28 protein-coding genes are annotated in these 25,703 nt (G+C 72.9%); 9 read left to right on the forward strand and 19 right to left on the reverse strand.

Annotated elements, in window-relative coordinates:
* Window positions 1-66: 66 nt before the first annotated feature.
* The gene (locus tag K313_RS0108740; protein ID WP_240483963.1) at window positions 67-456 is read left to right on the forward strand and encodes an MmcQ/YjbR family DNA-binding protein; all 390 of its coding nucleotides are present in this window, start codon (window positions 67-69) and stop codon (window positions 454-456) included.
* A gap of 58 nt (window positions 457-514) precedes the next feature.
* Window positions 515-1,270 carry an alpha/beta fold hydrolase gene (locus K313_RS0108745; protein WP_029211299.1) on the forward strand — a complete coding sequence of 252 codons (756 nt, stop codon included), beginning with the start codon at window positions 515-517 and terminating at the stop codon, window positions 1,268-1,270.
* Window positions 1,271-1,386: 116 nt separating this feature from the next.
* Here K313_RS0108745 and menD read toward each other — a convergent pair whose 3' ends face one another.
* Window positions 1,387-3,105, reverse strand: coding sequence for a 2-succinyl-5-enolpyruvyl-6-hydroxy-3-cyclohexene-1-carboxylic-acid synthase (menD, locus tag K313_RS0108750; RefSeq protein WP_029211300.1), 1,719 nt, complete (start codon window positions 3,103-3,105; stop codon window positions 1,387-1,389).
* Window positions 3,102-4,121: an o-succinylbenzoate synthase gene (locus K313_RS0108755; protein ID WP_156911261.1), complete on the reverse strand. Its 1,020-nt coding sequence runs from the start codon at window positions 4,119-4,121 to the stop codon at window positions 3,102-3,104. The genes menD and K313_RS0108755 overlap by 4 nt, the downstream gene beginning before the upstream one ends.
* Window positions 4,122-4,177: 56 nt before the next feature.
* Between K313_RS0108755 and K313_RS0108760 the strand changes: the two genes are divergently transcribed.
* The gene (locus tag K313_RS0108760) at window positions 4,178-4,423 is read left to right on the forward strand and encodes a hypothetical protein (RefSeq protein ID WP_029211302.1); all 246 of its coding nucleotides are present in this window, start codon (window positions 4,178-4,180) and stop codon (window positions 4,421-4,423) included.
* Between the two features lie 57 nt (window positions 4,424-4,480).
* Here K313_RS0108760 and K313_RS0108765 read toward each other — a convergent pair whose 3' ends face one another.
* Entirely contained in the window at window positions 4,481-4,999 is a 519-nt protein-coding gene (locus K313_RS0108765; protein WP_029211303.1) for an NUDIX hydrolase, read from the reverse strand.
* Between the two features lie 61 nt (window positions 5,000-5,060).
* Here K313_RS0108765 and K313_RS0108770 point away from each other — a divergent pair, with 61 nt between their 5' ends.
* Window positions 5,061-6,035: a 1,4-dihydroxy-2-naphthoyl-CoA synthase gene (locus K313_RS0108770; protein ID WP_029211304.1), complete on the forward strand. Its 975-nt coding sequence runs from the start codon at window positions 5,061-5,063 to the stop codon at window positions 6,033-6,035.
* A 19-nt stretch (window positions 6,036-6,054) separates the two neighbouring features.
* On the opposite strand, the gene bfr is transcribed toward K313_RS0108770, so the two are convergent.
* Together bfr and K313_RS0108780 are read right to left on the reverse strand one after the other, a co-directional pair.
* Complete coding sequence (gene bfr / locus K313_RS0108775) at window positions 6,055-6,540, reverse strand: bacterioferritin (RefSeq protein WP_019286436.1); 486 nt, start codon at window positions 6,538-6,540, stop codon at window positions 6,055-6,057.
* Window positions 6,527-6,802: a (2Fe-2S)-binding protein gene (locus tag K313_RS0108780; RefSeq protein WP_029211305.1), complete on the reverse strand. Its 276-nt coding sequence runs from the start codon at window positions 6,800-6,802 to the stop codon at window positions 6,527-6,529. Before K313_RS0108780 ends, bfr begins: the two co-directional genes overlap by 14 nt.
* 289 nt (window positions 6,803-7,091) lie before the next feature.
* Here K313_RS0108780 and K313_RS0108785 point away from each other — a divergent pair, with 289 nt between their 5' ends.
* From K313_RS0108785 to K313_RS0108795, 3 genes are all read left to right on the forward strand, one after another.
* Window positions 7,092-8,186 (forward strand): TerC/Alx family metal homeostasis membrane protein, encoded by a 1,095-nt coding sequence (locus K313_RS0108785; RefSeq protein WP_019286438.1) that lies wholly within the window; start codon window positions 7,092-7,094, stop codon window positions 8,184-8,186.
* Between the two features lie 336 nt (window positions 8,187-8,522).
* Window positions 8,523-9,614, forward strand: coding sequence for a transglycosylase SLT domain-containing protein (locus K313_RS22290; protein ID WP_156911263.1), 1,092 nt, complete (start codon window positions 8,523-8,525; stop codon window positions 9,612-9,614).
* Between the two features lie 24 nt (window positions 9,615-9,638).
* On the forward strand, window positions 9,639-10,283 hold the full coding sequence (locus tag K313_RS0108795; RefSeq protein WP_029211307.1) for an SRPBCC family protein: 645 nt from the start codon (window positions 9,639-9,641) through the stop codon (window positions 10,281-10,283).
* On the opposite strand, the gene K313_RS0108800 is transcribed toward K313_RS0108795, so the two are convergent.
* The 4 genes from K313_RS0108800 to K313_RS22295 form a co-directional block, all read right to left on the reverse strand.
* Window positions 10,284-11,552, reverse strand: a complete 1,269-nt coding sequence (locus K313_RS0108800) for an Nramp family divalent metal transporter (RefSeq protein ID WP_029211308.1) — start codon at window positions 11,550-11,552, stop codon at window positions 10,284-10,286.
* Window positions 11,553-11,648: 96 nt separating this feature from the next.
* Window positions 11,649-12,407: an SDR family oxidoreductase gene (locus tag K313_RS0108805; RefSeq protein WP_034252443.1), complete on the reverse strand. Its 759-nt coding sequence runs from the start codon at window positions 12,405-12,407 to the stop codon at window positions 11,649-11,651.
* 456 nt (window positions 12,408-12,863) lie between these two features.
* Complete coding sequence (locus K313_RS0108815; protein WP_019286445.1) at window positions 12,864-13,280, reverse strand: type II toxin-antitoxin system VapC family toxin; 417 nt, start codon at window positions 13,278-13,280, stop codon at window positions 12,864-12,866.
* Window positions 13,277-13,546 carry a hypothetical protein gene (locus tag K313_RS22295; RefSeq protein ID WP_019286446.1) on the reverse strand — a complete coding sequence of 90 codons (270 nt, stop codon included), beginning with the start codon at window positions 13,544-13,546 and terminating at the stop codon, window positions 13,277-13,279. The genes K313_RS0108815 and K313_RS22295 overlap by 4 nt, the downstream gene beginning before the upstream one ends.
* An 80-nt stretch (window positions 13,547-13,626) precedes the next feature.
* Between K313_RS22295 and K313_RS0108825 the strand changes: the two genes are divergently transcribed.
* A complete protein-coding gene (locus K313_RS0108825; RefSeq protein ID WP_029211310.1) occupies window positions 13,627-14,928 on the forward strand; it encodes an AMP-binding protein in 1,302 nt (433 codons plus the stop codon).
* On the opposite strand, the gene K313_RS0108830 is transcribed toward K313_RS0108825, so the two are convergent.
* Window positions 14,876-16,066, reverse strand: coding sequence for a prohibitin family protein (locus K313_RS0108830; RefSeq protein ID WP_029211311.1), 1,191 nt, complete (start codon window positions 16,064-16,066; stop codon window positions 14,876-14,878). The genes K313_RS0108825 and K313_RS0108830 overlap by 53 nt on opposite strands.
* Window positions 16,067-16,241: 175 nt before the next feature.
* On the opposite strand from K313_RS0108830, the gene K313_RS0108835 reads away from it, so the two are divergent.
* On the forward strand, window positions 16,242-17,117 hold the full coding sequence (locus K313_RS0108835; protein ID WP_029211312.1) for a 1,4-dihydroxy-2-naphthoate polyprenyltransferase: 876 nt from the start codon (window positions 16,242-16,244) through the stop codon (window positions 17,115-17,117).
* 69 nt (window positions 17,118-17,186) lie between these two features.
* Here K313_RS0108835 and K313_RS0108840 read toward each other — a convergent pair whose 3' ends face one another.
* From K313_RS0108840 to K313_RS0108880, 9 genes are read right to left on the reverse strand one after another with little or no spacing between them, the layout of a single operon-like run.
* Window positions 17,187-18,767, reverse strand: coding sequence for a protein adenylyltransferase SelO (locus K313_RS0108840; protein ID WP_084412627.1), 1,581 nt, complete (start codon window positions 18,765-18,767; stop codon window positions 17,187-17,189).
* Window position 18,768: 1 nt separating this feature from the next.
* Window positions 18,769-19,110 carry a DUF4229 domain-containing protein gene (locus tag K313_RS22300; RefSeq protein ID WP_029211314.1) on the reverse strand — a complete coding sequence of 114 codons (342 nt, stop codon included), beginning with the start codon at window positions 19,108-19,110 and terminating at the stop codon, window positions 18,769-18,771.
* Between the two features lie 7 nt (window positions 19,111-19,117).
* Window positions 19,118-20,116, reverse strand: a complete 999-nt coding sequence (ccsB, locus tag K313_RS0108850; protein ID WP_029211315.1) for a c-type cytochrome biogenesis protein CcsB — start codon at window positions 20,114-20,116, stop codon at window positions 19,118-19,120.
* Window positions 20,113-21,792, reverse strand: a complete 1,680-nt coding sequence (gene resB, locus K313_RS0108855) for a cytochrome c biogenesis protein ResB (protein ID WP_029211316.1) — start codon at window positions 21,790-21,792, stop codon at window positions 20,113-20,115. The genes ccsB and resB overlap by 4 nt, the downstream gene beginning before the upstream one ends.
* Entirely contained in the window at window positions 21,792-22,556 is a 765-nt protein-coding gene (locus K313_RS0108860) for a cytochrome c biogenesis CcdA family protein (RefSeq protein ID WP_029211317.1), read from the reverse strand. The genes resB and K313_RS0108860 overlap by 1 nt, the downstream gene beginning before the upstream one ends.
* Window positions 22,553-23,158 (reverse strand): TlpA family protein disulfide reductase, encoded by a 606-nt coding sequence (locus K313_RS0108865; RefSeq protein ID WP_029211318.1) that lies wholly within the window; start codon window positions 23,156-23,158, stop codon window positions 22,553-22,555. The genes K313_RS0108860 and K313_RS0108865 overlap by 4 nt, the downstream gene beginning before the upstream one ends.
* Window positions 23,155-23,814 carry a histidine phosphatase family protein gene (locus K313_RS0108870; RefSeq protein ID WP_446680499.1) on the reverse strand — a complete coding sequence of 220 codons (660 nt, stop codon included), beginning with the start codon at window positions 23,812-23,814 and terminating at the stop codon, window positions 23,155-23,157. Before K313_RS0108870 ends, K313_RS0108865 begins: the two co-directional genes overlap by 4 nt.
* Window positions 23,811-25,157, reverse strand: coding sequence for a glutamate-1-semialdehyde 2,1-aminomutase (gene hemL / locus K313_RS0108875; RefSeq protein WP_029211320.1), 1,347 nt, complete (start codon window positions 25,155-25,157; stop codon window positions 23,811-23,813). Before hemL ends, K313_RS0108870 begins: the two co-directional genes overlap by 4 nt.
* Before the next feature lie 48 nt (window positions 25,158-25,205).
* Complete coding sequence (locus tag K313_RS0108880) at window positions 25,206-25,703, reverse strand: MarR family winged helix-turn-helix transcriptional regulator (protein WP_029211321.1); 498 nt, start codon at window positions 25,701-25,703, stop codon at window positions 25,206-25,208.

Genomic DNA, 25,703 nt, shown 5'->3' on the forward strand with positions numbered 1-25,703 from the left:
GGCGTTCCCCGTGAGGCATTCCCCCTAGGGCGGTCCTCCGGCATGCTGGGGGCCGGAGGTGCACCCATGCACGACGCGATGTACGACGAGGACGATCCCCTGCTCGCGCGCGTCCGGGCCCTGGCCCGCGCGCTGCCCGACATCGACGAGAAGGTCTCGCACGGACGACCGGCGTTCTTCACGGTCAAGGTTTTCGCCTACTACGGCGGCTCGCTCAAGGTGGACGGCGAGTGGGTGCAGCACCCGCAGTCCGTGGTGGTGCAGGCCGCGCCGGAGGATCGAGATGCCTTGCGGCAGAGCCCTGGGGCGTACGTGCCGGGCTACCTCGGGGCCTCGGGCTGGACGGGTCTCGACCTGACCGGGACGACCGACTGGGACGAGGTCGCCGAGATCCTGGAGGACTCCTACCGCTGCACAGCCCCGAGCCGGCTCGTCACGCTCCTCCCCCAGGCGTGACCCCTCGGCGCCCGTCGCACCCACGCACCCCGGTCCGTCCCTCCCCGCAGGAGAACCCATGTCGCACGACCCGCAGCACGGCACCACCACCTCGGCCGACGGCACGACCATCGCCTGGACCCTCCGGGGCTCCGGCCCGGTCCTGGTCCTCGTCGAGCCGGTCATGATGCACCGGGGACTCACCGCCTTCGCCGACCTCGCGCCCGCCCTCGCCGAGCAGGCGACCGTCGTGACCTACGACCGGCGCGGCAAGGGCGAGAGCGGCGACGCCGAGGCCTACGAGCCCGACCGCGAGGTGGAGGACCTCGCCGCGCTGGTCGCCGAGCACGGGGGCAGCGCCCGCCTCTACGGCTTCTCCTCCGGTGCGACCCTCGCCCTGCTGGCCGCGCGTGACGTCGCCGGCGTCACCGGCGTGGTCGCCCTCGAGCCGGTGCTGGCGGATGACGGCCCGGACGTGCGCGACGAGATCCGCGCGCTCGTGCGCGAGGGACGTCGCGGTGACGCGGTCCGCACCTTCAACCGCCGCATCGGCATCCCGGAGGAGGTCGTCGCCCAGATCCCGACGGGGCCGGGCGAGCCGGCCGCCCACACCCTCCCCTACGACCTCACCCTGACCGGCCGGACCCGCGCGGCCGACCTGGCGGCGATCACCTGTCCCACGCTGGTCCTCGCGAGCAGCGGCAGCGACGACCGCCTGCGCGGCTGGGCGCGCGAGGTGGAGCAGGCCGTCCCCGGGGCGCAGCACCGTGAGCTCCCCGGGAGCTGGCACGGCGTCGACGGGGACGCCCTGGTGGCCGCGATCCGCGAGACCTGACGGCTCCCCCCCACCACCCCACCAGCACCGCCGCCCCGCACCGCTGCCCCGCCAGATCGTGAGTGTTTCGTCCAAGAATGGTGGACGAAACACTCACGTTGTCGGGGCGGGGGCGATCAGGCCAGCGCGGCGGCGACGTTCGCCCGCACCGTGGCCCGGGCGCCCCGGACACCCGTGCGGGACAACGGGACCTCGACGACCCGTATGCCGGAAGCCTTGCGCCGCAACGCATCCCGCAGCGCCGGGATCGTGGTCACCCGCTCGTGCGCGACCCCGTGCGCGGCGCAGAGGGCGGCCAGGTCGGTGCCCGTCGGTGTGCCGAAGACGCGCTCGAACTGCGCTGCACGAGACGGGTCCCCGTGCTCGAGCGTGGAGAAGATCGCGCCGCCGTCGTCGTTGACGACGACGATCGTCAGCTCGGGCACCGGCTCGTGGGGGCCGATCAGCAGACCGTTGGCGTCGTGCAGGAAGGTCAGGTCACCCATCAGCGCCACCGTCGGACCGTCGCCGGCCAGCGCGAGACCCGTTGCGGTGGAGACGCACCCGTCGATGCCGGCCAGTCCTCGGGAGGCGACGACCGTCACGGGCGTCGCGAATCCCGCTGACGCCCAGTCGAGGTCACGCGCGGACTGGGACGAGCCGACGAACAGCGTTGCCGCGCCGGGCAGCTCGGCCAGCGTCTCGAGGACGGCGGACGCCACCGCCAGCCCGGACGGCTCGTCGGCCGCCCACAGCGGCGTCGCGGCGAGCCGCCGGCCGGCCTCGCGCCAGCGCGCGCTCCACTCCGCGTCCTCCGCAGAGCGCGGGCGGATCTCGGTGGCGGACAACGCCTCCCACGCGTGGACGCGACCGACGCGGGCGGAGGGATCCGGCCAGTCGGGGACCGGCGTCACGCACTCGACCCGATCGACGAGGCGCATCAGAGCCGCCACGTCGCGGGTCAGCGTGAGGCGCCCCACCACGAGAACCCGCGCCGGCAGATGGGACTCGAGCCACGGCCGGCAGGTCAGCAGGAGCGGCCCGTGCGGCAGCACCGACGTCCGGTCCATGAGGCCGAAGGGCTCGGCCACCACAGGCCACCCCGCCGCCGCCGCGAGCCGGACCGCCTCGTCGGCCATCGCAGGCTCCGGGAGGTCGCCGAGCAGCACGACGGTCCGGGGCACGTCGTCCACCCCCGCACCGTGGGGGATCCCCGGCGCCGTCCGTGACGCACGGGACGCGACCGCCGTCCACGGATCGCCGCCCGGCCGTCCCTCCAAGGACTCCGGCCAGTCGTGAGAGTCGTCCGGCGTCAACGGGTCTCGCAGCCCGACGTCCAGGTGCACCGGGCCGGCCCAGCCCGTGAGGGCCCCAGCCGCCGCGGCGCAGGCCCGCGAGACGGCGGAGCGCCATACGGCCGTCTGACCGGCCCGCCGCTCCGGGGCGGGGATCTCGTGCCGCCACCGCAGCGCCTCGCCGAACAGGCCCGGCTGCACCGTGGTCTGGTTGGCGCCCGTCCGCAGCAGCTCCGCCGGGCGGTCGCAGGACAGGACGAGCAGCGGCACGCCCGCGTGGTGCGCCTCGAGGACGGCGGGGTGCAGGTTGGCGACGGCGGTGCCGGAGGTCGTGATGACCGGGACGACCCGCCGGGACACCTTGGCCAGACCCAGCGCGAGGAACCCGGCGGACCGCTCGTCGACCCGCACGTGCAGCCGCACGCGACTGGCCCGGTCCGCGTCGTGCACGGCGTAGGCCAGTGGCGCAGAACGGGATCCGGGGCAGAGGACGACGTCGGTCACGCCGTGGCGGACCAGCTCGTCGACGAGGACCTCGGCGAGGGCCTGGGAGGGGTTCATGCCCCGATGCTGCCAGACGACGAGGCCAGCTCCGCATGGCACGCGGCGACCCGCTCCCGCCACCACCGCACCCGGTCCGGCGGCGCCGCGAGCGCCTCCAGCCGGTTGCGCGACACCTCCACCGGCCGTATGCCGAGCGCCCCGCCCCTCGGCACGAGGGGCGCAGCGGCGACGTCGCCGTCCAGCAGCGCGACCGTGCCCAGCCCGCAGGCGTGCTCGAGCGAGGGCAGCGCGGCGGCCAGGGCGACGCCGGCGCGGATGCCGACCGAGGTGTCGAGGGCGGACGACACGACGGCGGGCAGCCCGCACGCCTCGACGACGCCCAGGGCCGCACGCACCCCTCCGAGCGGGGCGACCTTGACGACGACCATGTCGGCAGCCTCGAGCCGGGCGACGAGCAGCGGGTCCTCGGCCTTGCGGATGGACTCGTCGGCCGCGACCGGCACGTCGATCCCGTTGCGGGCCAGGGCGATCCGCAGGGCGGCGAGCTCCTCGACGGTGGCGCAGGGCTGCTCGGCGTACTCCAGCCCGTGGCGTGACAAGGCATCCAGGGCCCACAGCGCGTCGTCGACGGACCAGCCGCCGTTGGCGTCGACCCGCACCCGCGCGTCCGGCCCCATCACCCGCCGCACCTCGGCGACCCGGGCGAGGTCGTCGTCGAGCGACTGGCCGCGCTCGGCCACCTTGACCTTGGCGGTCCGGCAGCCGTCGAAGCGCGCGACGACCCCCGCCACCTCACCGGCAGCCACCGCCGGGACGGTGGCGTTGACCGGCACGACCTCGCGCACGGGGTCCGGCCAGCCCACCCACGCCGCCTCGACCGCTGCGGCGAGCCAGCGCGCGGCCTCGCGGGGCTCGTACTCCAGGAACGGCGCGAACTCCCCCCACCCCGCCGGACCGTCGAGCAGCACGGCCTCACGGTGTGTCACCCGGCGGAACCGTGCGTGGAGGGGGATCGTGACGACAGACATCTGTCCGAGCAGCTCGTCGAGGGCTGGCAGCACGCGGGTCGGCATACGACCCATCATCCCCCGCCTGCGCCCCGAGCCGTCCGAGAGGAGCCGACCGCCTCATGGCCTTCGTGATCGTCCTGGCGATCCTCACCCTGGTGGCCGGGTATGGCGCCGCCCGCCCGAACGACCTGTGGTTCCAGCACTACGCGGGGAGGTTCGCACGCGCCCGTGCGGCCCGTGCCGGCGAGCCGGAGCACGCGCGCCGTCGCCTCACCTACCTCGTCGTCGCGGCGATCTGCGGCGTCCTGCTGGCGGTCAGCGCGTGGGCGCTGTGGCAGTCCGGGCAGCCCACGCCACCGTCCTGACCCCCGTCCAACCCCGGTCGATGTGCCTACCTCAGGTCGTCACGTCCGCCCGGCGTGCTAACCCCGGCGGACGTGACGACCTGAGGTAGGTCCGAGGAGGACGTCGGACGGGTCGTCCAGCGCCACCCGCACCCGGTCCCCGAAGTGGGCCCGCATCGGCGGCACGCCCTCCCGCACGCCGCGCACCGGCCACCAGCGCGCCTCGAGGTTCTCGTCGTCGCCGACCGCCGGCTCCCCCGACACCCACCGCAGCCGGAAGGTGTGGTCGACGTACTGCGCCTGGTCACCGTTGGCGTGCCGCACCGGCTCCGTGGTCGACACCCACACGAGCCGCTCGACCGCGGCGACGACGGACGCCTCCTCCTGCACCTCGCGGACGGCCGCCTCGTGCACCTCCTGGCCGGGCTCGACGATGCCCGTCACGGGGCTCCACTCGTCGGTGTCGGCGCGCCGCACCAGCAGGACCTCCTGCTCGTCGCCCTCCCCACGCAGCACCACGGCGGTCACTCCGGTCAGCCACAGGGGTGCGTGACCGACGTGGCGGCGCAGCTCGACGATGAACTCGGGGATCGGCATACCTCCACCGTATGCCGCCCGCGGGCCGCCGCCATCGGACCGCGCGGCTATCCTCGGGTCCGTGAGCGCCCTGGACTTCGTCAGCGAGACCTTCGACCCCGCCGAGTGGGCGGAGGTGGAGGGCTTCGGCTTCACCGACATCACCTACCACCGCCGCGTGGGCGGCCCGTCCCGCAGCGCCAACGGCGTGGTCCGCATCGCGTTCGACCGCCCCGAGATCCTCAACGCCTTCCGGCCGCACACCGTCGACGAGCTCTACCGCGCGCTCGACCATGCGCGGATGACGCCGGACGTGGGTGTCGTGCTGCTGACCGGAAACGGCCCCACGCCCCGCACCGGCCAGTCGGCCACGACCGCCGGCTGGGCTTTCTGCACCGGCGGTGACCAGCGCATCCGTGGCCGCAGCGGCTACCAGTACGCCGTCGAGGGCAGCACCGACGAGACCGCCGCCGCGGTGGACGAGGCGCGGGTCAAGGCCGCCGGCGGGCGGCTGCACATCCTCGAGGTGCAGCGCCTGATCCGCACCATGCCCAAGGTCGTCGTCGCCGTGGTCAACGGCTGGGCGGCCGGCGGCGGTCACAGCCTGCACGTCGTCTGCGACCTCACGATCGCCTCGCGCGAGAACGCCAGGTTCAAGCAGACCGACGCCGACGTGGGCTCGTTCGACGCCGGCTACGGCTCGGCCTACCTGGCCAAGCAGGTCGGGCAGAAGTTCGCCCGCGAGATCTTCTTCCTCGGCCGGCCCTACACCGCCGAGGACATGCACCGGATGGGCGCGGTCAACATCGTGGCCGACCACGCCGACCTCGAGCGCGAGGCGCTGCAGGTGGCGACCGAGATCATGGGCAAGAGCCCGCAGGCACAGCGGATGCTGAAGTTCGCCTTCAACCTGACCGACGACGGCCTCGTCGGTCAGCAGGTGTTCGCCGGTGAGGCGACACGCCTGGCCTACATGACCGACGAGGCCGTCGAGGGGCGGGACTCGTTCCTGGAGAAGCGCGACCCGGACTGGTCGCCCTTCCCGTGGTACTTCTGACCGCTGCGAACGGCGAGCGTCAGGGTGCCTCGCCCGGAGCGAGCTGCATCGCGAGGTAGTTCTCGACGCCGGTGCGGGCGACCGCGTCCAGCTGGCCCTCGAACCAGTCGGCGTGGGTCTCCTCGTCGCGCGCCATCTCCTCGAAGATCGAGGCCGTGGCGTGGTCGCCGAGCGCGTGGCACTCCTCGGCCGCGCCGTTGAACTGCGCGACGGCGGCCACCTCGCTGGCCAGGCCGAGCCGCAGCATCTCCTCGGCGGACTCGCCGATGCTGATCGGGTTGAGGCGCTGCACGTTGGGGTGACCGTCGAACATCAGGATCCGCTCGATGAGCTCGTCCGCGTCCTTCATCTCGCCGATCGACAGGTCGTAGAACACCTTGCCGAGCTTGGGCAGGCCCCAGTTGTCGAGCATGCGCGCGTGCAGGAAGTAGGTGTTGACGACGGTGAGCTCGAAGGTCAGCGCCTCGTTGAGGAGCTCGATGATCCGTGGGCTACGCGGCTGCATGTGAATCCTCCAGGGCCGATTGGACGGACGCGAGACGCGCGAACTGCGGCGTCAGTGCGTGCTCGAGCGTCAGCCTAGCGCCGACGGGCTCGAACGTGTCCTCCCGGAACCTCTGGAGCAGCGATCGCACCGCCGGGACGCACCCGCCGCACACGGTGCCGGCGCCGGTAGACCGGCAGATGGCTCCGAGGGTGGGCACCCCTGCCGCGGCGACATCGAGGATCTCGGTGTCGCGCACGATGCGGCAGTGGCAGACGATCATGTCGGCAAGGCTAACCTCAGTTAGGCCATCCTCACCAGAGGATGTGGACGAGATCACACCGCCGTCGCGAGCTGCTCGCGAGCCCCTCCCGAGCCCTCCCGAGCCTCCGGACATCCAGGGAACGCCCAGGGCCGGCGACTAGGGTTGCTCGCCGAGGGGAGTACTTCCCAGTCCCGATCCGGTCATTCCGGCGGCCACGTCAGACGGCCGCCTCGGACGGGGGCCCGGCGCCTGGCGCGGGTGAAGGAGACCTCAGACCGCCATACGACGATCTGAGGAACCCCATCTCATGCTGACCCTGTCCCTGCCGTATGCCGCCGCGCCCGCCGCGAGCCCGGCCGCCGCCACGGGCGGTGCCCTCGACAGCATCGGCACCCCGATGCTGTGGGCCGTGACCCTGGGCGCCGTGCTGGCGTTGTTCGCGCTCGACTTCCTGCTGACCCGCAAGCCGCACGCCGTCTCCATGCGCGAGGCGATCGGCTGGTCGGCGTTCTACATCGCGCTCCCCCTGCTCTTCGGCGCCTGGGTCTGGACCCAGCACGGGTCGCAGATCGGGATGGAGTACTACACGGGCTACCTCGTCGAGAAGTCGCTCTCGGTCGACAACCTGTTCATCTTCATGCTCCTGCTGGCGGGCTTCGCGGTCCCCAAGGAGCTGCAGCAGCGCGTGCTGCTCATCGGCGTCGCCGGGGCCCTGGTCCTGCGCGGCATCTTCATCGCCCTCGGCGCCCAGCTGATCGCGAGCTTCGACTGGGCCTTCCTGCTCTTCGGGATCATCCTGCTCGTGACGGCGGTCAAGGTGGCGCGTGACGCGATGAGCGACGCCGAGCACACCCCCGTCGCCGAGATGCCGGTCGTCCGGCTCATCAACCGCGTGTGGCCGGTCACCGGCGACTATCGCGGCACCCGGATGACGGTGCGGGACGCCGGGCGCCGCGCCCTCACCCCGCTCGCCGTCGTCACCCTCGCCGTGCTCGGCACCGACATCATCTTCGCCATCGACTCGGTGCCCGCGGTCTACGGCATCACCGGCGACCCCTACCTCGTCTTCGCCACCAACGCCTTCGCCCTGCTGGGCCTGCGCGCGCTGTACTTCGTGCTCGAGGGCGCGCTGTCCCGCCTCGTGCACCTCGGCCACGGGCTCGCGATCATCCTGGGCTTCATCGCCGTCAAGCTGATCCTGCACTGGGCCCACGGCATCTGGCCGCGCGTCCCCACCGTGCCCACCGCCTGGTCGCTGGTGTTCATCGTGGCGGTGCTCGCGATCGTCACGGTCACGAGCCTGCGAGCCACCCGGGACCGGGCCACCGGTGACGCCGACGACGAGTCGCGCAACGGCGCAGACGATGTGGGGCAGGACGAGCAGGTCGCGCAGCGCCACTGACGGCTGCAGATCGCAACTAGTTCACCCGGATGGGCGTTGCCCAGGTCACACAGCTGTGCTCGGTCGATTCGGACCACCGAGTCCGGAGCGTTATGGTAGTGAGAGCGTGCCTCGCCCCGAACGAGTCAGCACGCGCCCCGCGTCGGCCCATCTCATGCGTGCTGGCGCCCTGGCGGCCCCGTCCCCGGCCTCACGGCCCCGGCGCCGCTGTGCCCGCAGCATCGCAGCACCTGACCGCCGCCCCCTCCCTGATCGGCCCCCATGCGTCATCACCCTCGCCATCGCGCCTCCGCGCGCCGTCCGTCCACCCCCGGCCTCGTCGCCGTCACCCTCGCCGTGGCTGCCACCACCGCCGTGGTGACGACCGACATCTCCGGCCAGGCCCCCGCCGCCTCGGCGGTCGAGGCGGCGCCCGCGCCGTCCTCCCGCCCGGTCGTGCAGGCGGCGCTCGCCGCGCGCGACAAGGACACGGCGTCCCGCTCCACCGCACGCTCGGCCCTGCCCGCAGCCACGGTCTCCCGGCTGCTGCGGCCCGTCGCGGTGCCCGGTGCACTCCTCGCGGCCCGGCCCATCGACAGCGCCACCACCCGCACCGCCAAGGCCGGTCTCGCGTCCGCGCGCACCGCCGAGGCCCGCACCCGCGCCACGCTGCAGCAGACGCACGCCGAGGCCACCGCGGCTCACCGCGCCTGGGAGCAGACCGTCGAGGCCCAGACCCGGTCCGTGGCCTCCGCCGCCGGCGGGCGTCCCGCCACCGAGGCAGCCACCGCGCCGCTCACCCCGTCCGCCGCTGCCGCCGCCATCGCGGTGCCGGCCGTGCGCGCCGAGACCGCCACGAGCCTGGCCGACGACCGACGCACGACCGCCGACGCCGCGCTCGCGGACGCCGTCGAGGCCCAGCAGCGCGCGCTCGACGCCCTCACCGCCGCCCGGACCCAGGCGACCACCCTCACCGACGCGGACACGAGGCGCGCCGTCGCCGACGGCTCGTTCGTCGTCCTGGCGGACGGCCGGGTCGTGCGCACGGTCCGCCCCGGCACCCCGGTCATCGGCAACGGGCACACCGTGTCGCCACAGGTCAGCCGTCAGATCGGCGAGGCCCTCGGGCTGCTCTACGCCAACGGCTACCCCCAGGGTGCGCAGGACGCGGAGAACCTCGCGATCATCATCTACAACGAGTCCGGCGGGGACGTCGGCGTCGTCAACACCTACGACCGCAACGCCGCCGCCGGCATGCCGTCGTTCGGCCTGATGCAGACGATCGGCCCGACCTTCGACGCGTTCGCGCTGCCCACGCGCAAGGAGCGCAACGACCCGGTCGCCCAGATCATGGCGGGGGCCCGCTACGCCCAGGCGACATACGGCGGTCTTGCCGGGGTCCCCGGGGTCAAGAGCCTGCGCGGCGGTGGACCTTACCTGCCGTACTGACCCGGCCCGACCTAGGCTGGTGCCATGGCACTGGGTGATCGACTCAAGGACAACCTGGCCGGCGCGGCGCGCATGGCCGCCCACCTCGCGACGGGTCCGCTGCACAGCCATGAGCGACGCACCTGGGGGGCCACCCCGGACGAGGTGTCCGCGACGCTCAGCGGCGACGAGCTGATCGAGGACCACGACTGGCGATCCACGCGGGCCATCACGATCTGGACGACCCCCGACCGGGTCTGGCCGTGGCTCGCCCAGATCGGGCGAGGACGCGGGGGCTTCTACAGCCACCAGCTGCTGGAGCAGGCTGCCGGCTCCCTCGACAGCAACGTCGAGGAGATCCGTCCCGACCTGCAGGACCTTCGCGTCGGCGACGAGGTCAGGCTGCACCCGCAGCTCCCACCGCTCGTCGTGGCCGAGGTGCGGCCGGGCGCCTCGCTCGTCCTCGTGGGTGTGCCGGAGGGCGGGCCGCTCGCCACCACCGTCTGGTCCTACCACCTGCAGCCGCTCAGCCAGGGGCGGACCCGGCTGATCGAGCGCAACACCTACGCCCACGGCGACAGCCTCGCGCAGCGCCTGGCCGGCGGCCCCTATGTCATCGAGCCCGTGAGCTTCGTGATGAGCCGGGAGATGCTGCTCAACATCAAGCGCCTCGCCGAGCAGCCCGCCTAGCTAGAGCTTCTGGATCGCCTTGACGATCTCGCTCACCGCGAGCGCCGCGAAGGCCAGCGCGCACAGCACCATCAGGACGTTGGACCAGGCCTTGTTGCGCCACTCGCGCGGCACGCGGTCGGTGTTGAGGATCCACAGCAGCGTGACCGCCAGGAAGGGCATGAAGAACGCGCCGAGGACGCCATACGCCAGGATCAGCACCACCGGCTTGCCCCAGAACATCATGATCATCGGGGGGAAGGTCAGCCACAGGATGTACCACCGGTAGTAGCGGCCGCCGGTGCGCGTGTCGGCGTGGCCCGACGGCAGTCCCTTGAGGTTGCCGACGAAGTCCGCGAACATCAACGAGACGCCGTTCCACACGCCGACCAGCGAGGACATGGCCGCGCCGAAGAAGCCGAGCAGGAAGACCTTGCCCGCGAACGGCCCGTAGCGCTTGTCGAGGACGTCGGCCACCGAGAGCAGCCCCTTGTCGTCGCTGGCGATCTTCATGGAGTACATCAGCTCGGCGCCCACGACGAGCGTGGCGAGGACGAAGATGCCGGTCACGACATACGCGACGGTGTTGTCGATGCGCATGACCCGCATGAAGCGCGGCGTGTCCCAACCCTTCTCGCGCAGCCAGTAGCCGTAGGCCGCGAGGGTGATGGTGCCGCCGACGCCGCCCGCGAGCGACAGGACGTTGACCAGGCCACCGTCCGGGATCCACGGCTTGAGGCCCGCCAGGATGTCGAGGAGGTTGGGCAGGGTGATGATCGCGGCGCCGACCATGGCCACGAACATCAGGCCGACGAACGCCGCCATGACCTTCTCGAACAGGCCGTACTGGTGGAACCACACGAGCATCAGGCCGACCAGCCCGGAGATGATCCCCCACCACTTGGTGTCCAGGACGGGGAAGAGCGCGTTGAGCGGCAGGCCCGTGCCGGCCATGGCCGCCGAGCCGTAGACGAAGCCCCAGATGACGATGTACGGACCGAAGTACCAGGTCGTCCAGGGACCGAGCGAGCGCCAGCCCTCGAACATCGTGCGGCCCGTGGCGAGGGAGTAGCGTCCCGCGCCCTCGACCAGCACGATCTTCATGATGCAGCCGACGAGCACGCACCACAGCAGGCCGTAGCCGAACTTGCTGCCGGCGATCAGCGTGGCCACCAGGTCGGCGGCGCCCACACCGGTGGCAGCGACGATCAGGCCGGGGCCGATGATCTTCCACCGGGGCGGGTTGGCGGCGTCGGCGGCAGCGCCTGGGACTGCGGTGTCACGGGTCATGGGCGGGAGTATGCCGGACCGCCCGGCGCCTGGCGAGGGCCGCCCACCCGCGCGGCCGTCGCCGTCAGGCGTCCGTCAGCCGGCGTCCCACCGGGGTCAGCGCTGACGGACGAGCTTGTGCGGCGCGGCCTGGGCCTGCGGCTTGATCACCAGACGGTCGATGTTGACGTGAGCGGGCCGGGTCGCGACATACGCAATCGCGTCCGCGACGTCCTCGGCCACGAGAGGCTCCGCGACCCCCTCGTAGACCTTGTCGGCCGCCGCCCGGTCGCCGCCGAGGCGCACGAGCGAGAACTCCTCGGTGTGCACCAGACCCGGGTCGATCTCGCAGACCCGGATGCCGTCCTCGACCGCCTCGAGGCGCAGCGTCTCGGCGATGACGGTCTCGGCGTGCTTGGCCGCGCAGTAGCCCGCGCCGCCCTCGTAGACCCCGAGGCCGGCGATCGAGGAGACGATGACGACCATGCCGCCCTTGACCTGCCTGAGGGCGGGCAGCAGGGCCTTGGTGACGTTGAGGGCGCCGATGACGTTGGAGTCGTACATCTGCCGCCACTTGTCGACCACCGCGTCGGCGATGCGCTCGGTGCCCAGGGCGCCACCGGCGTTGTTGACGAGGACGTCGAGCCGGTCGCCGACCTCCTGCGCCAGGCGCGCCACGTCCTCCTCGCTGGTGACGTCGCAGGTGACGGCCCGTCCGTCGATCTCCTTGGCCAGCTGCTCGATCCGCTCCGTGCGCCGCGCCGCGCAGATCACCTCGAAGCCCTCCTGGGCCAGGCGACGGGCGGTGGCCTCGCCGATGCCGCTGGAGGCTCCGGTGACGACGGCCAGGGGACGGGTGGTGATCGCGTCAGTCATGCCTCCCATCCTGCCCGGTCCATGGCCGGGCCTGCACGCCCGGCTCGTATGCCGTCCACGCCCCACCAACGACCGCGAGGAGATGTCCATCACGCGCGTCGCCCCAGACGACCCGAACTGAGCTCCCAGCTCACAACAGGTCGCCTGCACGCCCAGAACCGGCCCTCAGACGACCCGAACTGAGCTCCCAGCTCACTCAGGGCCGCCTACGGCCACAGGGGCGGGGCGGATGACGACGCAGGGGCTGTGCGCTGCTCGCGGGGGGTCTGACGGAGGTGATGCCCGTGGGCACCGCGATGACGGCGTGCGCCGCCCTGTCGATCGTCGTGACCCTCAGCACCCTGCGCGGGGTGACGAGGGCGTTGGGCCTCCCTGTCCGTCCCTGAGCCCGGCCGCCGATCTCGGTGGGTCCACAGGTCGACGGGTCAACGGGCACCGGACAGGCGGAGGCTGGGGTCAGGAGGCCGGCCAGTCGGCCGGGTGGATGCGTCGCAGACCCGGCACGTCGACGAAGTCGGTGTCTGGGGAGATGATCTCGTCGAAACCGGCCAGCAGCGCGGTCGCTGCGTGCACAGCGTCTCGCCCGCGGATCGCACTGACCTGCATCAGGCGGGTCGCCTCCTGCCAGACCTCCAGGTCAAAGGCATGGACAACGGTCATGTCCGCCAGGTCTCGAGCGTCCAGCAACGCCTCGGGCACCGCACCCATCCGCATGCGGTGGTGGGTGAACTCCTGCAGCATCTCGACGCTGGCGTGCATGCGGACGCTCCCGGCCGCCACCGCAGCCATCACCTCCCGTGATGCCGCCCGTAAGCGATGGGCGCCGCCCGCGGCCAGGAGTGGCACCGCGCTGTCGACGAAGACCTCGTTCACGAGGGCAGCGTGGCCATGAGCTCGTCATCCAGGTTGCGCCGGAGCTCCCGGAGGTCGAGAGGCGGCTCGTCGCGGGGCTCGGACGTACGGTCTAGGAAGCACCGGGCCGCGTGCTGGGCCGCGCCGACGTCCTCGGGGTAGGTGACGTCGATGGCGTGCCGGATCACCGCCCCGACACTCTGGCCGGAGTCCTCGGCGGCGCGAGCGACCCGGTCGTAGCGATCCTGGTCGAGCAGGATCTGCAGGCGGCGTTCGAGGAGGGACATGCACATATCCTACACATGTGCAGGAATGGCGCCAGACCTGTGCAGGAGGTCTGTCGGTGGGCGCGGCTAGGGTCGGTGGCATGACGATGGTCCACTGGCCCGGCACGCAGTCCCCCGCCTCGGCGGTCGGCGACCTGGCGCCCCTCGAGCTGGCCCTCACCGGGCGTGGTGCGGCGGTGTGCCCGAGCGGGGCGCCACCGGGCCGATCGGACCACGTGCCCTCGCCGCCGGAGGGCACCGCCATCGTCGTCGGCACCTCCGGCTCCACCGGGACACCCAAGCTGGCCGTCCTGTCGGCCGCGGCCGTGCGAGCATCCGGCGAGGCCACGGCCGAGCACCTCGGCGGCCATGGGCAGTGGCTGCTGGCCCTGCCACCCACGCACATCGCCGGCCTGCAGGTCCTCGCCCGCTCGCTGCTGGCCGGGCACTCCCCCGTCGCGACCGACGACGGTCCTTTCACCCCAGAGGGGTTCGCCGCGGCGACCGAGCGTCTCACCGGTGGCGTCCGCCACTACACCTCGCTCGTGCCGACCCAGCTGGTCCGGCTGCTCGCCTCACCTCTGGGCGCCGAGGCCGCGGCGACGTACGACGGGATCCTCGTCGGTGGGGCCGCCCTGCCCGCCACCGTGCACGCGCAGGCGGTGGCGGCCGGGCTGCGCGTGGTGCGGACCTACGGCATGAGCGAGACCGCGGGCGGGTGCGTGTATGACGGACGGCCGCTCTCCTGCGCCCGCGTCCGGCTCGACGAGGGACGGATCTCGTTGGGGGGCGAGATGGTGGCCGACGGCTACCTCGGCGAGACGGCCCTCACCGCCACCCACTTCACGGTCGAGGACGGCACGCGGTGGTTCCGCACGGACGACCTCGGCGAGCTGGCCGAGGACGGCACCCTCACGGTGCTGGGTCGGGCCGACGACGTGATCGTCACCGGCGGGCTCAAGGTCGCCCCCCGCGTCGTGGAGGACGCGATCCTGGCCCACGTCACCGGCGTCCGCGAGTGCGTCGTCGTCGGCGTCCCCGACCTCGAGTGGGGCCAGGTCGTCGGAGCGCTGGTCGTCGAGGACGGCGCGCGCAACGGCGGCAACGGAGGCGGGAGCGACGGTGACGGTGGGGGTGGGGGTTGCGGTCACGCCGGACGGTACGAAGTCGGCGATCCGGCGGCGGCCGAGGTCGCGACCGGCTGGGACGCCGAGCGGGTGCGGGCGGCGCTGCGCCCCCACCTCGCGGCCCACGCCCTGCCCCGCGTGGTCGCCGCCGCGGACGGCATACCGCTGCGGGGGCCGGGCAAGCCGGACCGCGCGGCCGTCCGGGAACTGCTGTCCCAGGCGCTCAGCGCGGCGCCGAGGCGGCGGGAGAGGGGGCCGGTGCCGGGAGCTGGATGAGCGAGGACTGGGTGGGCGGCACGACGTAGACCGTGTTTCCCTTGGCCGCCGCTTCCTTGAGCATGTCGATGTACTTGCTGGTCAGGACCTGCTCGTTGAGCCGGTTCTGGCACTGGGCCGGTGGCACGGGCACGACCTTGACCGAGTTGACCTCCTTGCCGGCGATCATCTCCTTGACCGTGGTGGACATCGCTCCGCAGCGGATGATCTGGTCCGAGTCGGACTGGGCCTGGGCCTCGGTCTTGACCTTCTCGGCGTTGATCTTGGCGGACTCCAGCTCGGCTCGCGCCGACTCGACGCGCGAGCGCGCGGTCTGCACGGCAGCCAGCGACTGCTCGATCTCCTGGGGGAATCGGATGTCGCGCAGGTCCACGGAGTCCACCGTCACGCCGAGCCGCTCCCAGCGTCGGGACAGCTCCTTGGCGATGTCGGACGACACCTGGGCTCGTCGCTGCCGCAGCTCGCCGGCGGTGTAGTTGACCGGGACGTCCCGCACGATCGAGCGGACGTCGACGTCCAGCGCCCGGCTGACCAGGCCCTCCTGGGTGCGGTAGGCCTGGTAGATGTCGCCGACCTTGGCCGGGACGATCGAGTAGCGGATGGTGATGTCGATCGCCGCGGTCGCGTTGTCGGTGGTCTGGGCGTTGATGGCCGGGCCGTCGGTGGCGCCGCTCTCCTGCGCCATGGTGATGACCTGGTTGCGCACGTCGTACTTCACGATGTCGTTCCACGGCGCCTTCATCGAGAACCCCGGGGTGCTGTCCACCCCCGCGACCGTGCCGCCAGGGGTGCGCACGACGATCGCCTCACCCACGTCCTGGGTGTAGAGCGTGGACAGGAACAGGCACAGCGCCCCGAGACCGGTGAGCACCCAGCCGCCGACGACCGGCCAGCGTGAGGGCCCGCCCGGAGCGACGATCGGACGCCGTCGCTTCTCGGCCTTGGCAGCGCGCTCCCACCGGTTGGCGCCCGACGCGTCCGTGCCGCCCGGCCCCAGCTCGGACGGCAGCGGAGGCATGGCCGGCGGCTGGGGCGGACCGGCCGGCGCGGCGCCCGCACCGCGCAGGGCCCTCCGCCCCCACACGACGAGTCCAAGACCCAGGACCAGGAGGGTCACACCCAGGACGAAGGTCGCCATCGACCGCCTCGACTCTCTGCGCCAACGCACCAGGGACCGGGCATCGGTCGACCGGTCGTCTCAGGTCGGACGCTACGCGTCGGTCAGGGCGTTCCGAGCCGCGGGGGCGGCGACTCACCCGTCCGGCACGCGTGCCGTGCGCAGCGCGATCTCTCGATCACGAGACAATGTGCTCATGGCCACCATCTCCCAGTGGGTCGAGGGCGCTCGCCCGCGGACCCTGCCCGCAGCTCTTGCTCCCGTCGCCGTCGGCACCGGATCCGCAGCGGGGCTGGGTCACTGGGACGCCGCGCTCGCCCTCCTCGCGCTGCTGGTCGCGCTCTTCCTGCAGGTCGGCGTCAACTACGCCAACGACTACAGCGACGGCATCCGCGGCACCGACGCCGACCGGGTCGGACCGGTGCGGCTCGTCGGCGGCGGCCTCGCGACGCCGCTGCTGGTCAAATACGCCGCGTTCACGTGCTTCGGACTTGCCTGCCTCGCCGGGCTGGCGCTCATGGGACTGTCCGGTGACACCTGGCTGCTGCTGATCGGGATCGCCGCGGTCCTGGCGGCCTGGTTCTACACCGGCGGACGCCGCCCCTACGGCTACGCCGGGCTGGGCGAGGTGTTCGTGTTCGTGTTCTTCGGGCTGGTGGCGACGGTCTGCACGGCATACACCCAGGCCGAGAAGGTCGACGCGGGCACCTGGGCGGGCGCCGTCGGCATCGGCTCGATCATCACCGCAGTCCTGGTCGCCAACAACCTGCGCGACATCAGCGGGGACGAGGTGGCGGGCAAGCGCACCCTCGCGGTGCGGCTCGGGGACCGCGGCACGCGGATCCTGTATGTCGTGCTCATGGTCACCCCCGCGGTGTGCGCCGGCCTGGCCGCCTGGGCCGGTCACCGGTGGGCGCTGCTCGGGCTGGTCGGCCTGCTGCCCGCGATCAAGCCGTGCCTCGACGTGCTGCGCGGCGCGACCGGTCCCGCGCTGATCCGGGTGCTCGCGGCGACGGGCCTGGTGGCCCTGACCTATGGCGGGCTCCTGGCCGCCGGCCTCGCGATCCACTGACAGACCTACCGCCGGTAAAGGCATCGACCTGGCGAACGAAGGCCGGTCGATGCCTTTACCGGCGGTAGGTCAGGTGCCGCAGTAGGTGATGTGGCGTGGCGCGCCCGCCGGCGCAGGACCGCGCAGATCCTCGAGGCCGGGCCGCTCGGCATACGGGCTGGCGACGGCGTCGAGCAGCCGCTCGAACGGCCCGAGGTCACCCGCGGTCGCGCGCGCCAGAGCCTCCTCGACCCGATGGTTGCGCGGCACGTAGACCGGGTTGACCGCGTCCATCCGGGCCGCGACGGCCGCCCGGTCGTCCGGCAGCAGGGCGTCGCGACGGGCGCTCCAGGCGTCGAAGGCCATGGCGTCGAGGAAATGACCGCCCGCCGTCCCCGCAGCGAGGGCGCGGAAGAAGGACGTCCAGTCAACGCCATGGGTCTGCAGGAGGGCGAGCAGGTCGGTGACCAGCGGACGGACGACGTCACGGGTCGTCGCCGCGTCGAGACCGGCCAGCCCGAGCTTGGCGGCCATGCCGTCCACGAAGACCCGGTCGTAGCGCTCGGCGAACTCGTGCAGCACGCCCGTCGCGGCCTCGACCGCAGCGTCCGCGCCGTCCGCGCCGTCCGCGCCGTCCGCGCCGTCCGCGCCCTCAGTGTCCTTGGTGCCCTCGGCGATCAGCAGGATCAGCGTCTCGCCGAGACGGGCGAGGTTCCACTGGGCGGCCGCAGGCTGGTTGCCGAAGGCATAGCGACCACCCGTGTCGATCGAGCTGTAGACCGTCGCCGGGTCGTAGGCGTCGAGGAACGCGCACGGGCCGTAGTCGATGGTCTCGCCGGAGATGGTCATGTTGTCGGTGTTCAGGACGCCGTGGACGAAGCCCACCAGGGACCACCGGGCGACGAGCTCGGCCTGGGCCAGGGTCACCCGGCGGAACAGCTCGAGGTAGGGCTCGTCCGCCTCGGCCGCCTCCGGGTGGTGGCGGGCGATGGCATAGTCCGCCAGCGATCGCAGCAGGGCGGGGTCTCCGGTCGCGGCGGCGTACTGGAAGGTGCCGACCCGCAGGTGGCTGGCGGCGACCCGCGCCAGGATCGCCCCCGGCAACGGCGTCTCGCGCAGCACCGTCTCGCCGGTCGCGACCACCGCGAGGGCCCGCGTCGTCGGGATGCCGAGCCCGTGCATGGCGGCGCTCACGACATGCTCGCGCAGCATCGGACCCACCGCTGCCTTGCCGTCGCCGCCGCGGGCGAAGGGCGTGCGGCCAGAGCCCTTGAGGTGCAGGTCGCGGCGCGCGCCGGACCCGTCGACGAGCTCCCCCAGCAGGAGGGCGCGCCCGTCGCCCAGCCGCGGGGAGTAGCCGCCGAACTGATGACCTGCGTAGGCCTGGGCGACGGTCGTCACGCCCTCGGGCACCTGCCCGCTGAGCAGGGCCACCCCGTCGGGCGAGCGCAGCCACGCCGGGTCCAGGCTCAGCTCGTCCGCCAGCCCCTCGTCGAGGGTGAGCAGGCGTGGTGCAGGCACGGGAGCGGCCGACCACGCGAGCGACAGCGCCGGGACCGCGCGGGCGTAGGAGTCGTCCAGCCGGAACGGCAGCGAGGTGGGGGACCCCAGCGTCTCTCCCGCCGGCTGAGCGTCATCCACCTCGGGGGCGGTCGGGTCGATGCCAGCCATGTCAGAGACCGTCGTGCCGTCGCTCGGTCCGACGCGCGGCCCGGTCGTCGGCCGTGCCCTCGCCGGTCGAACGGCCGATCTCGTCGTCCTCGACCTCCTCGTCGGAGACCTTGTGGGCCCCTGCCGCCTCGGCGCGCGCGGCCTTGCGGTCCACCCGCTCGGCGATGCGGGCGCTGAACTCCTCACGGGGGCCGCGGAGGACGAACAGCGAGACGACCATGGACAGCAGGCCGGCGAGGATGACCAGGAGCAGGCCGCGCAGCCCCACGAGCCACAGGACGATCAGACAGCCGAGGAACAGCATGATCCGCAGCAGCGAGTAGCGCAGTCCAGGAGAGCTCATCGGTCGATCACATCCCCGAGTAGGAGTGCATGCCGGACATGAACTTGTTGACCACGAAGGAGTTCATGGCGATGCAGAGGAACCCGGCGATCGCGATCCACGTGGCGGTGCGGACCTTCATGCCGGTGGTCGCGCGGGCGTGCAGGTAGGCCGCGTAGACCACCCAGATGATGAAGGACCAGACCTCCTTGGGGTCCCAGCCCCAGTAGCGGCCCCAGGCCTTCTCGGCCCAGACGGCGCCGGCGATGACGGTGAACGTCCACAGCGGGAACGCGACCACGTGCAGCCCGTAGGCCATCCGGTCCAGCGTCCGCGACGGCGGCAGCGCCGCGAGCAGCGTCTGGCGCCACCCCGAGAGCCGGGCCTGCGCCGCCTGGCGCCGCTCGCTCGACTCCTGCACGAGGTAGAGCGCGCTGAGCGCTGCGCCGATGGCGAAGATCGCGGTGGCGATGATGGCGATCGACACGTGCACGACCAGCCAGTAGGACCGCAGCGAGGGCATGAGCTGCCCCGCCTCGGTGTAGACGGTGAGGGCGGGCCCGAGGATGAGCATCAGCAGCGCGGTGAGGAAGACCCCGAGCCAGCGCACGTCCCGGCGCAGCGACATCACGACGTAGACGACGCTGACGGCGGCCGCCGCGGTCAGGAGGTACTCGTAGAGGTTGCCCCAGGGAGCGCGCGACACCGACAGCGCCCGCATCACCACGGCCGCCACGAGCAGCAGCGACGCGAGCCGCGACAGGGCGATCCCGATGCCGGCGGCCTGGCGACGAGACGGACCTTCGTCGGCCTGCACCACGGCGGGAGCGTCACCCCGGACCAGGGTGTCCGTGCCGCCGGAGGCGGCCGACATACGGCCCTCGCCCGAGGCGCCCGACCGGCCCGCGAGCGCGCGGCTGCGGGTGCCCGCCAGGTCGACGGCGAAGGCGAGGAACGCGATGCCCAGCACGACGAGCGCGGAGTAGACCGCGAGGTTGGAGTAGCCCGCGAGGGCTTCGTTGGTCATCGTGCGTTCTCCTTCGTGGACCGGGCGGGCGGGGTCAGCCCGAGTCGCTCGCAGAGCTGCTCGGTGAGGTCGTCGACGGCCTCGCCCAGGCGGGGGTCGTCGTTCTTGGCGAGACCGGCCACCTCCAGCAGGGTACGTCCATCGCGCTCCCCGATCCGCACGAAGGCGCGTCGACGCCGCACGACGAGGGACAGCACCAGGCCGACGAGCACCAGCACGGCGCCGAGCAGGGCCACGGGCTTGCCCGGGTCGTAGCGCACCGACAGCCCGGCGAACCGCTGCACGCCCTCGAAGGTCACCGTCCCGCGACCGCCCGGCAGGGTCTGGGTCTCGCCGGGACGCAGCGCGAGGCGCACGGGCAGGCCGCTCTCCAGCGTCGGCTGCTTCATCGCCTGGGTGTCGAGCGTGTAGACGGACTGCGGACGCCCGCCGGGGAACAGGTCGCCCTCCCACAGCTCCAGCAGCAGGCCGGGGGCCACCGGCGCCGGGAAGTCCGACTGGGGCATGGCCCGCAGCGCCTCGTCGGAGATGGTCGGGGCGAACAGCCCGAGGAAGCCGAGCTGCTTGCCGGGGGGCAGCGCCGAGACCTTGACCGCGCCGGTCGACGTGTAGTTGTTGTCCTGCGGACGGAAGACGGTGGCCTGCTTGTAGACCTGACGACCCTGCGCGTCCTTGACGGTGATGACCGGGGCGTAGCCGTTGCCGAGCAGGTAGACCGAGGACTGCCCGAAGCTCAGCGGCTCGTTGACCTCGAGCTTGCGGCGGCGCTCGGCGGCCCCGGGCGTGTCCCGGGTGGTCACGTCGGCCTCGAAGGACCGCGGCTGCCCGAACTGCTTGCCCTTGAGCGTGGTCTCGAAGGCCACGCGCACCTGGTCCACGCGGACGGTGAAGGGCGGCAGGGACTCCTCGTCGACCCACGGCCCCTTGGTGAAGGTGTCGTGCTGGCTGGTCGTGTTGGCGAAGGTCTCCCCCTCGGGCACGATCGCGTCGACGCGCCAGCCGAGCAGGTGGCCGAGGGCCACGCCCACGATGACGACGAGCAGGGCGACGTGGAACATCAGGTTGCCCACCTCGCGCAGATAGCCGCGCTCTCCCGAGACCGAGCCGTATGCCGACCGCCCCGCCCCACCCGTGGCCGCCGCGTCGGCGGCGCGGACCCGGTAGCGCCGGCTCCGCAGCACCTCGCGGGCCGCCGCGAGCGCGCGCTCCGGCTCGACGTCGCCGAGCTCCACGACGCGGTGCTCCGGCATCCGGTCGAGGACACGAGGGGCTCGCGGCGGTGCGGCGCGCAGCTCGCGCCACAGCAGGCGCAGGCGGGGCACGACGCAGCCGACGAGGGAGATGAACAGCAGCAGGTAGATCGCGGCGAACCACGGCGAGGCGTAGACGTCGAACAGCCCGACGCGGTCCATCCAGGGGCCGAGGGTCTTGTGCTGCTCGAGGTAGTCGCGGGTCTTGACCGGGTCGATGTCGCGTTGGGGGAAGACCGAGCCCGGGACGGCGGCGAGGGCCAGCAGCAGCAGGAGCAGCAGCGCGGTGCGCATGCTGGTGAGCTGGCGCCAGGCCCAGCGCAGCCAGCCGATCGGGCCGAGCCGAGGCTGGGTGATGTCGGCGCCGTCGCCAGCGCCGCCGCCGCCGGTGGCGCGGTCACGCGTGTGGGAGGAGGTGGCGGGCATCAGAGGACCGGGTTCCCGACGAGCTCGGTGAGCCGCGTCTGCAGGCCCGCGACCAGGGGCTGCCACAGCCCCAGGACCATGAGCAGGCCGAGGACGAGGAGCAGGCCGGCCCCGGCGAGCTGCAGCGCCCGCTGGTGGCGGCGCAGCGCGGTCCAGGTGCCCGAGAGCCGGCCGTAGCCACCGGCCAGCAGCAGGAACGGCAGGCCGAGACCGAGGCAGTAGGCCACGCCCAGCACGGCACCGCGCGCCAGCGGCCCGGTGGCGGAGTCGTCCAGGGGGCTGCCGAGCGCCATGACGGCGCCGAGCGTGGGGCCGATGCAGGGGGTCCAGCCGAGCGCGAAGGCCGCGCCGAGGAGGGGGGCTCCCGCCATACCGGCCGCGGGTCGCCAGCCGACCTTGACCTGGCGCTGGGTCCCCATCCCGGCGAAGACGAGGGCGAGCAGCACGACGACGACGCCACCGACCCGCTCGAGGACCTCCCGGTGCTCGCGCAGCAGGGTGGAGACCGAGGTGACGACGAGGATGACGAGCGGCACGAAGACGACGGTGAAGCCGAGGACGAAGAGCAGCGTGCCCGCGAGCATGCGGCTGGTGCGGCGGTCCTCGAGGCGCGTGTCACCGAGCCCCGTGACGTAGCCGAGGAAGCCGGGCACGAGCGGGAGCACGCACGGCGACAGGAAGGACGCGGCGCCGGCGAGCAGCGCGACGCACGCCGCGAGCGGGAGGGTGCCCTCGGCGATGACGTCGGTGACGCCGGCGATCACCCGGCTTCCTTGGCGACGTCGTCGACGAGGTCCTGCACGGTGCGCTCGGACGTGATGGCGCCGAGCACCCGGGCCGCGATGCGCCCCTGCTTGTCCAGCACGAGCGTGGTCGGCGGCGAGGGCGCCTTGCCCTGCAGCGCCAGCACGGTCTGGCCGTCGAAGGCCAGCGTGGGATAGGGCACCTGACGGGCACGCGCGAAGTCACGGGCGTTGTCGGAGGACTCGCGGCCCGCGTGCACGCCCATGAAGACCGCGTCGGGGTGGGTCTTGCGGACGGCGGCCTGCAGGGCGTTGAGCCGCGGCTGCTCCTCGACGCAGGGCGGGCACCACGAGGCCCAGAGGTTGAGGACGACGACGTGGCCGCGCTGCTGCGCGACGGACCAGGAGGCACCGTCGAGGGTCGTGCCCTGCAGCGCCACCGGCTCCTTGCGCTGGGCCGCGGTCAGTCGCTCGATGGTGCCGTCGCCGGAGATGTAGCCCTTCTGGTCGCCCGAGCGGGCCTGGGCGTTGATCGAGCCCGCGTCGTCGGAGCAGCCCGCGAGCGGTATGCCGATCGCGACCGCCGCGAGCGCGGCGCAGAGCGTGCGTCGGACCTGCGTCATGCCCCCACCGTGGGCTCGGCGACCTGCAGGAGCGCGCCCGCGGGCTCGCTGTAGACGATCGAGGTGAGACGGTCGCCGTCGTAGTGCAGGCTCGTGAGGCTGGCCAGGCTGCACTGCCGGCGTCGCGGGTCGTGCCACAGGGGGCGACCCTCGAGGTGGCGGCGCAGCGTCCAGACGGGCAGCTGGTGGGAGACGAGCACGATCTCGCGGCCGGGCGCGTGCTGCCGGGCCGCGTCCACGGCCGCCTCCATGCGGCGGGCGATGGCGCGGTAGGGCTCGCCCCAGGAGGGGGTGAACGGGTTGCGGACCAGCCACCAGTTGGCGGGGTTGCGCAGCGACCCCGCGCCGTGGCCGAACCGGCGGCCCTCGAAGTGGTTGCCGGCCTCGATGAGCCGGCTGTCCGTGAGGATCGGGGTGTCGAAGTGCTCGGCCACGGGCCGGGCGGTCTCCTGCGCGCGCTCCAGCGGCGAGGCGACGACGAGGGCGACGTCGCGACCCTCGAGCGACTCGGCCACCAGGTCGGCCATCTGCCGACCGAGGTCGGACAGGTGGTAGTCGGGCAGGCGTCCGTAGAGGATCTTGGCGGGGTTATAGACCTCGCCGTGACGCATCACGTGCACGATCGTGCGGGCCGTCGCGGTCATGCTGCTCGTCACGCTCCCATCGTAGCATCGTCGGCTGAGGCCGCCCTGGCAGCGGCCGGCAGGGCCGCGAGGACGCGGTCGACCGCGGCGTCGTCGTGGGCGGCGCTGACGAACCAGCACTCGTAGGCGCTCGGGGGCAGGTGGACGCCCTGGCGCAGCATGCTGTGGAAGAAGCGTCCGAACGCGGCGGTGTCCTGGCCCTGCGCGTCCGCGTAGGACAGCACCGGGCCCTCGCGGAAGAAGACGGAGAACATCGAGCCGGCCCACTGGATCGTGTGGGCCACCCCGGCGGCGGCCAGCTCGGCGGCCACGCCGTCGGCGATCGCGTGCGCCGCGTGCTCGAGGCGCTCGTAGACCGCGGGCGTGCAGCCGCGCAGCGTGGCGAGGCCGGCGGCGGTGGCCACGGGGTTCCCCGACAGGGTGCCGGCCTGGTAGACGGGGCCGTTGGGCGCGAGGTGCTCCATCACGTCCCGGCGCCCGCCGAAGGCCGCGGCCGGGAAACCGCCGCCCATGACCTTGCCGAAGGTGAACAGGTCGGGGGCGCCGTGGACGGTCGGGCCCTCGAGGCCGTACCACCCGGCGGCCGAGGCGCGGAAGCCCGTCATGACCTCGTCGCTGATGAGGAGCGCGCCGTGCTCGCGGGTCGTCCGGCGCAGGGCGGCGGTGAAGCCGGGCGCCGGCGGGACCATCCCCATGTTGCCCGGGGCGGCCTCGGTGATGACGGCAGCGATCTCGTCGCCGCGGCGCGCGAAGGCCTCCTCGAGGGCGCGGACGTCGTTGTAGGGCAGCACGATCGTCTCGCCGGCCGAGCTGGCCGGGACGCCCGCGGAGTCCGGCAGGGCGAAGGTCGCGACGCCGCTGCCCGCGTGCGCCAGCAGCGCGTCGACGTGGCCGTGGTAGCACCCGGCGAACTTCACGACCGCCGAGCGGCCGGTGAAGCCCCGCGCGAGGCGCAGCGCGCTCATCGTGGCCTCGGTGCCGCTGGACACCAGGCGCACCTGCTCGACCGGGTCGACCCGGTTGACGATCGCCTCGGCGAGCAGCACCTCGTTCTCGCTGGGCGTGCCGAAGCTGAAGCCCTTGTGCGAGGCCTCGTGCACGGCCTCCAGCACGGTGGGGTGCTGGTGCCCGAGGATCATCGGCCCCCAGGAGCACACCAGGTCGACATACTCCCGGCCGTCCACGTCGGTGAGATAGGGACCGGTCGCGCTCGCCATGAACCGCGGTGTCCCACCGACGGATCGGAAGGCCCGGACCGGGGAGTTGACCCCGCCGGGGATCACGGCGCTCGCCCGCTCGAACCACGCCTCGGAGGCGGGAGCGGCAGACGGGTATGACGGGGGCTGGGTGGTCATGCGGCTCAGTCTCTCAGCCCGGCCGGGCGCGGGTCGAACCCGCGCTCGTCAGTCGCCGCACACGCGGGCGACCTCGGCCCGCTGCTGCTGCGAGGTGCCGTTGTCGTCACGGACCCGGGTCATGGCGTCGCCGAGCGCCTGCACGAGCTCGGGCGACAGGGCGTCCAGCCAGTGGCGGCGCACGCTCTCGACGTGGACGGGGGCCATCGCGACCACGGCCTCGACGCCGGCGTCGGTCAGGACCAGCTCGACGCCACGCCCGTCGCCGGGGACCGGGTGCCGCTGGACCCAGCCGCGTCGCTCGAGGCGGTTGGCGGTGTGGGTGAGCCGGGAGCGCGACTGGACCACGAGGGCGGCCAGCTCGGACATGCGCTCCCGGCGCCCGGGCTGCTCGGACAGCATCGAGAGGATCTCGTACTCCGACAGGGAGACGCCGTGGGTCTGCAGGTCACGGTCGAGGGCGACCTCGAGCAGGCGCTGCCCACGCAGGTAGGCCCGCCACGACACCTGCTCCGCCGGGCTCAACCACCGCACGTCGTCCGTCAC

The organism is Arsenicicoccus bolidensis DSM 15745 (genome assembly GCF_000426385.1).
GTDB lineage: Bacteria > Actinomycetota > Actinomycetes > Actinomycetales > Dermatophilaceae > Arsenicicoccus > Arsenicicoccus bolidensis.

What these genes read in the sequence shown, in the direction of transcription:
- K313_RS0108800 (WP_029211308.1), bottom strand. Translation starts at nt 11,552, where the DNA reads ATGACCCGTGACACCGCAGTCCCAGGCGCTGCCGCCGACGCCGCCAAC.
- menD (WP_029211300.1), bottom strand. Translation starts at nt 3,105, where the DNA reads ATGAACCCCTCCCAGGCCCTCGCCGAGGTCCTCGTCGACGAGCTGGTC.
- hemL (WP_029211320.1), bottom strand. Translation starts at nt 25,157, where the DNA reads ATGACCACCCAGCCCCCGTCATACCCGTCTGCCGCTCCCGCCTCCGAG.
- K313_RS0108760 (WP_029211302.1), top strand. Translation starts at nt 4,178, where the DNA reads ATGGCCTTCGTGATCGTCCTGGCGATCCTCACCCTGGTGGCCGGGTAT.
- K313_RS0108825 (WP_029211310.1), top strand. Translation starts at nt 13,627, where the DNA reads ATGACGATGGTCCACTGGCCCGGCACGCAGTCCCCCGCCTCGGCGGTC.
- K313_RS0108795 (WP_029211307.1), top strand. Translation starts at nt 9,639, where the DNA reads ATGGCACTGGGTGATCGACTCAAGGACAACCTGGCCGGCGCGGCGCGC.
- K313_RS22295 (WP_019286446.1), bottom strand. Translation starts at nt 13,546, where the DNA reads ATGTCCCTCCTCGAACGCCGCCTGCAGATCCTGCTCGACCAGGATCGC.
- K313_RS22300 (WP_029211314.1), bottom strand. Translation starts at nt 19,110, where the DNA reads ATGAGCTCTCCTGGACTGCGCTACTCGCTGCTGCGGATCATGCTGTTC.
- K313_RS0108865 (WP_029211318.1), bottom strand. Translation starts at nt 23,158, where the DNA reads ATGACGCAGGTCCGACGCACGCTCTGCGCCGCGCTCGCGGCGGTCGCG.
- K313_RS0108805 (WP_034252443.1), bottom strand. Translation starts at nt 12,407, where the DNA reads ATGACTGACGCGATCACCACCCGTCCCCTGGCCGTCGTCACCGGAGCC.
- bfr (WP_019286436.1), bottom strand. Translation starts at nt 6,540, where the DNA reads ATGCAGCCGCGTAGCCCACGGATCATCGAGCTCCTCAACGAGGCGCTG.
- K313_RS0108780 (WP_029211305.1), bottom strand. Translation starts at nt 6,802, where the DNA reads ATGATCGTCTGCCACTGCCGCATCGTGCGCGACACCGAGATCCTCGAT.
- ccsB (WP_029211315.1), bottom strand. Translation starts at nt 20,116, where the DNA reads ATGACCAACGAAGCCCTCGCGGGCTACTCCAACCTCGCGGTCTACTCC.
- K313_RS0108765 (WP_029211303.1), bottom strand. Translation starts at nt 4,999, where the DNA reads ATGCCGATCCCCGAGTTCATCGTCGAGCTGCGCCGCCACGTCGGTCAC.
- resB (WP_029211316.1), bottom strand. Translation starts at nt 21,792, where the DNA reads ATGCCCGCCACCTCCTCCCACACGCGTGACCGCGCCACCGGCGGCGGC.
- K313_RS0108755 (WP_156911261.1), bottom strand. Translation starts at nt 4,121, where the DNA reads ATGCCGACCCGCGTGCTGCCAGCCCTCGACGAGCTGCTCGGACAGATG.
- K313_RS0108840 (WP_084412627.1), bottom strand. Translation starts at nt 18,767, where the DNA reads ATGGCTGGCATCGACCCGACCGCCCCCGAGGTGGATGACGCTCAGCCG.
- K313_RS0108785 (WP_019286438.1), top strand. Translation starts at nt 7,092, where the DNA reads ATGCTGACCCTGTCCCTGCCGTATGCCGCCGCGCCCGCCGCGAGCCCG.
- K313_RS0108745 (WP_029211299.1), top strand. Translation starts at nt 515, where the DNA reads ATGTCGCACGACCCGCAGCACGGCACCACCACCTCGGCCGACGGCACG.
- K313_RS0108740 (WP_240483963.1), top strand. Translation starts at nt 67, where the DNA reads ATGCACGACGCGATGTACGACGAGGACGATCCCCTGCTCGCGCGCGTC.
- K313_RS0108830 (WP_029211311.1), bottom strand. Translation starts at nt 16,066, where the DNA reads ATGGCGACCTTCGTCCTGGGTGTGACCCTCCTGGTCCTGGGTCTTGGA.
- K313_RS0108835 (WP_029211312.1), top strand. Translation starts at nt 16,242, where the DNA reads ATGGCCACCATCTCCCAGTGGGTCGAGGGCGCTCGCCCGCGGACCCTG.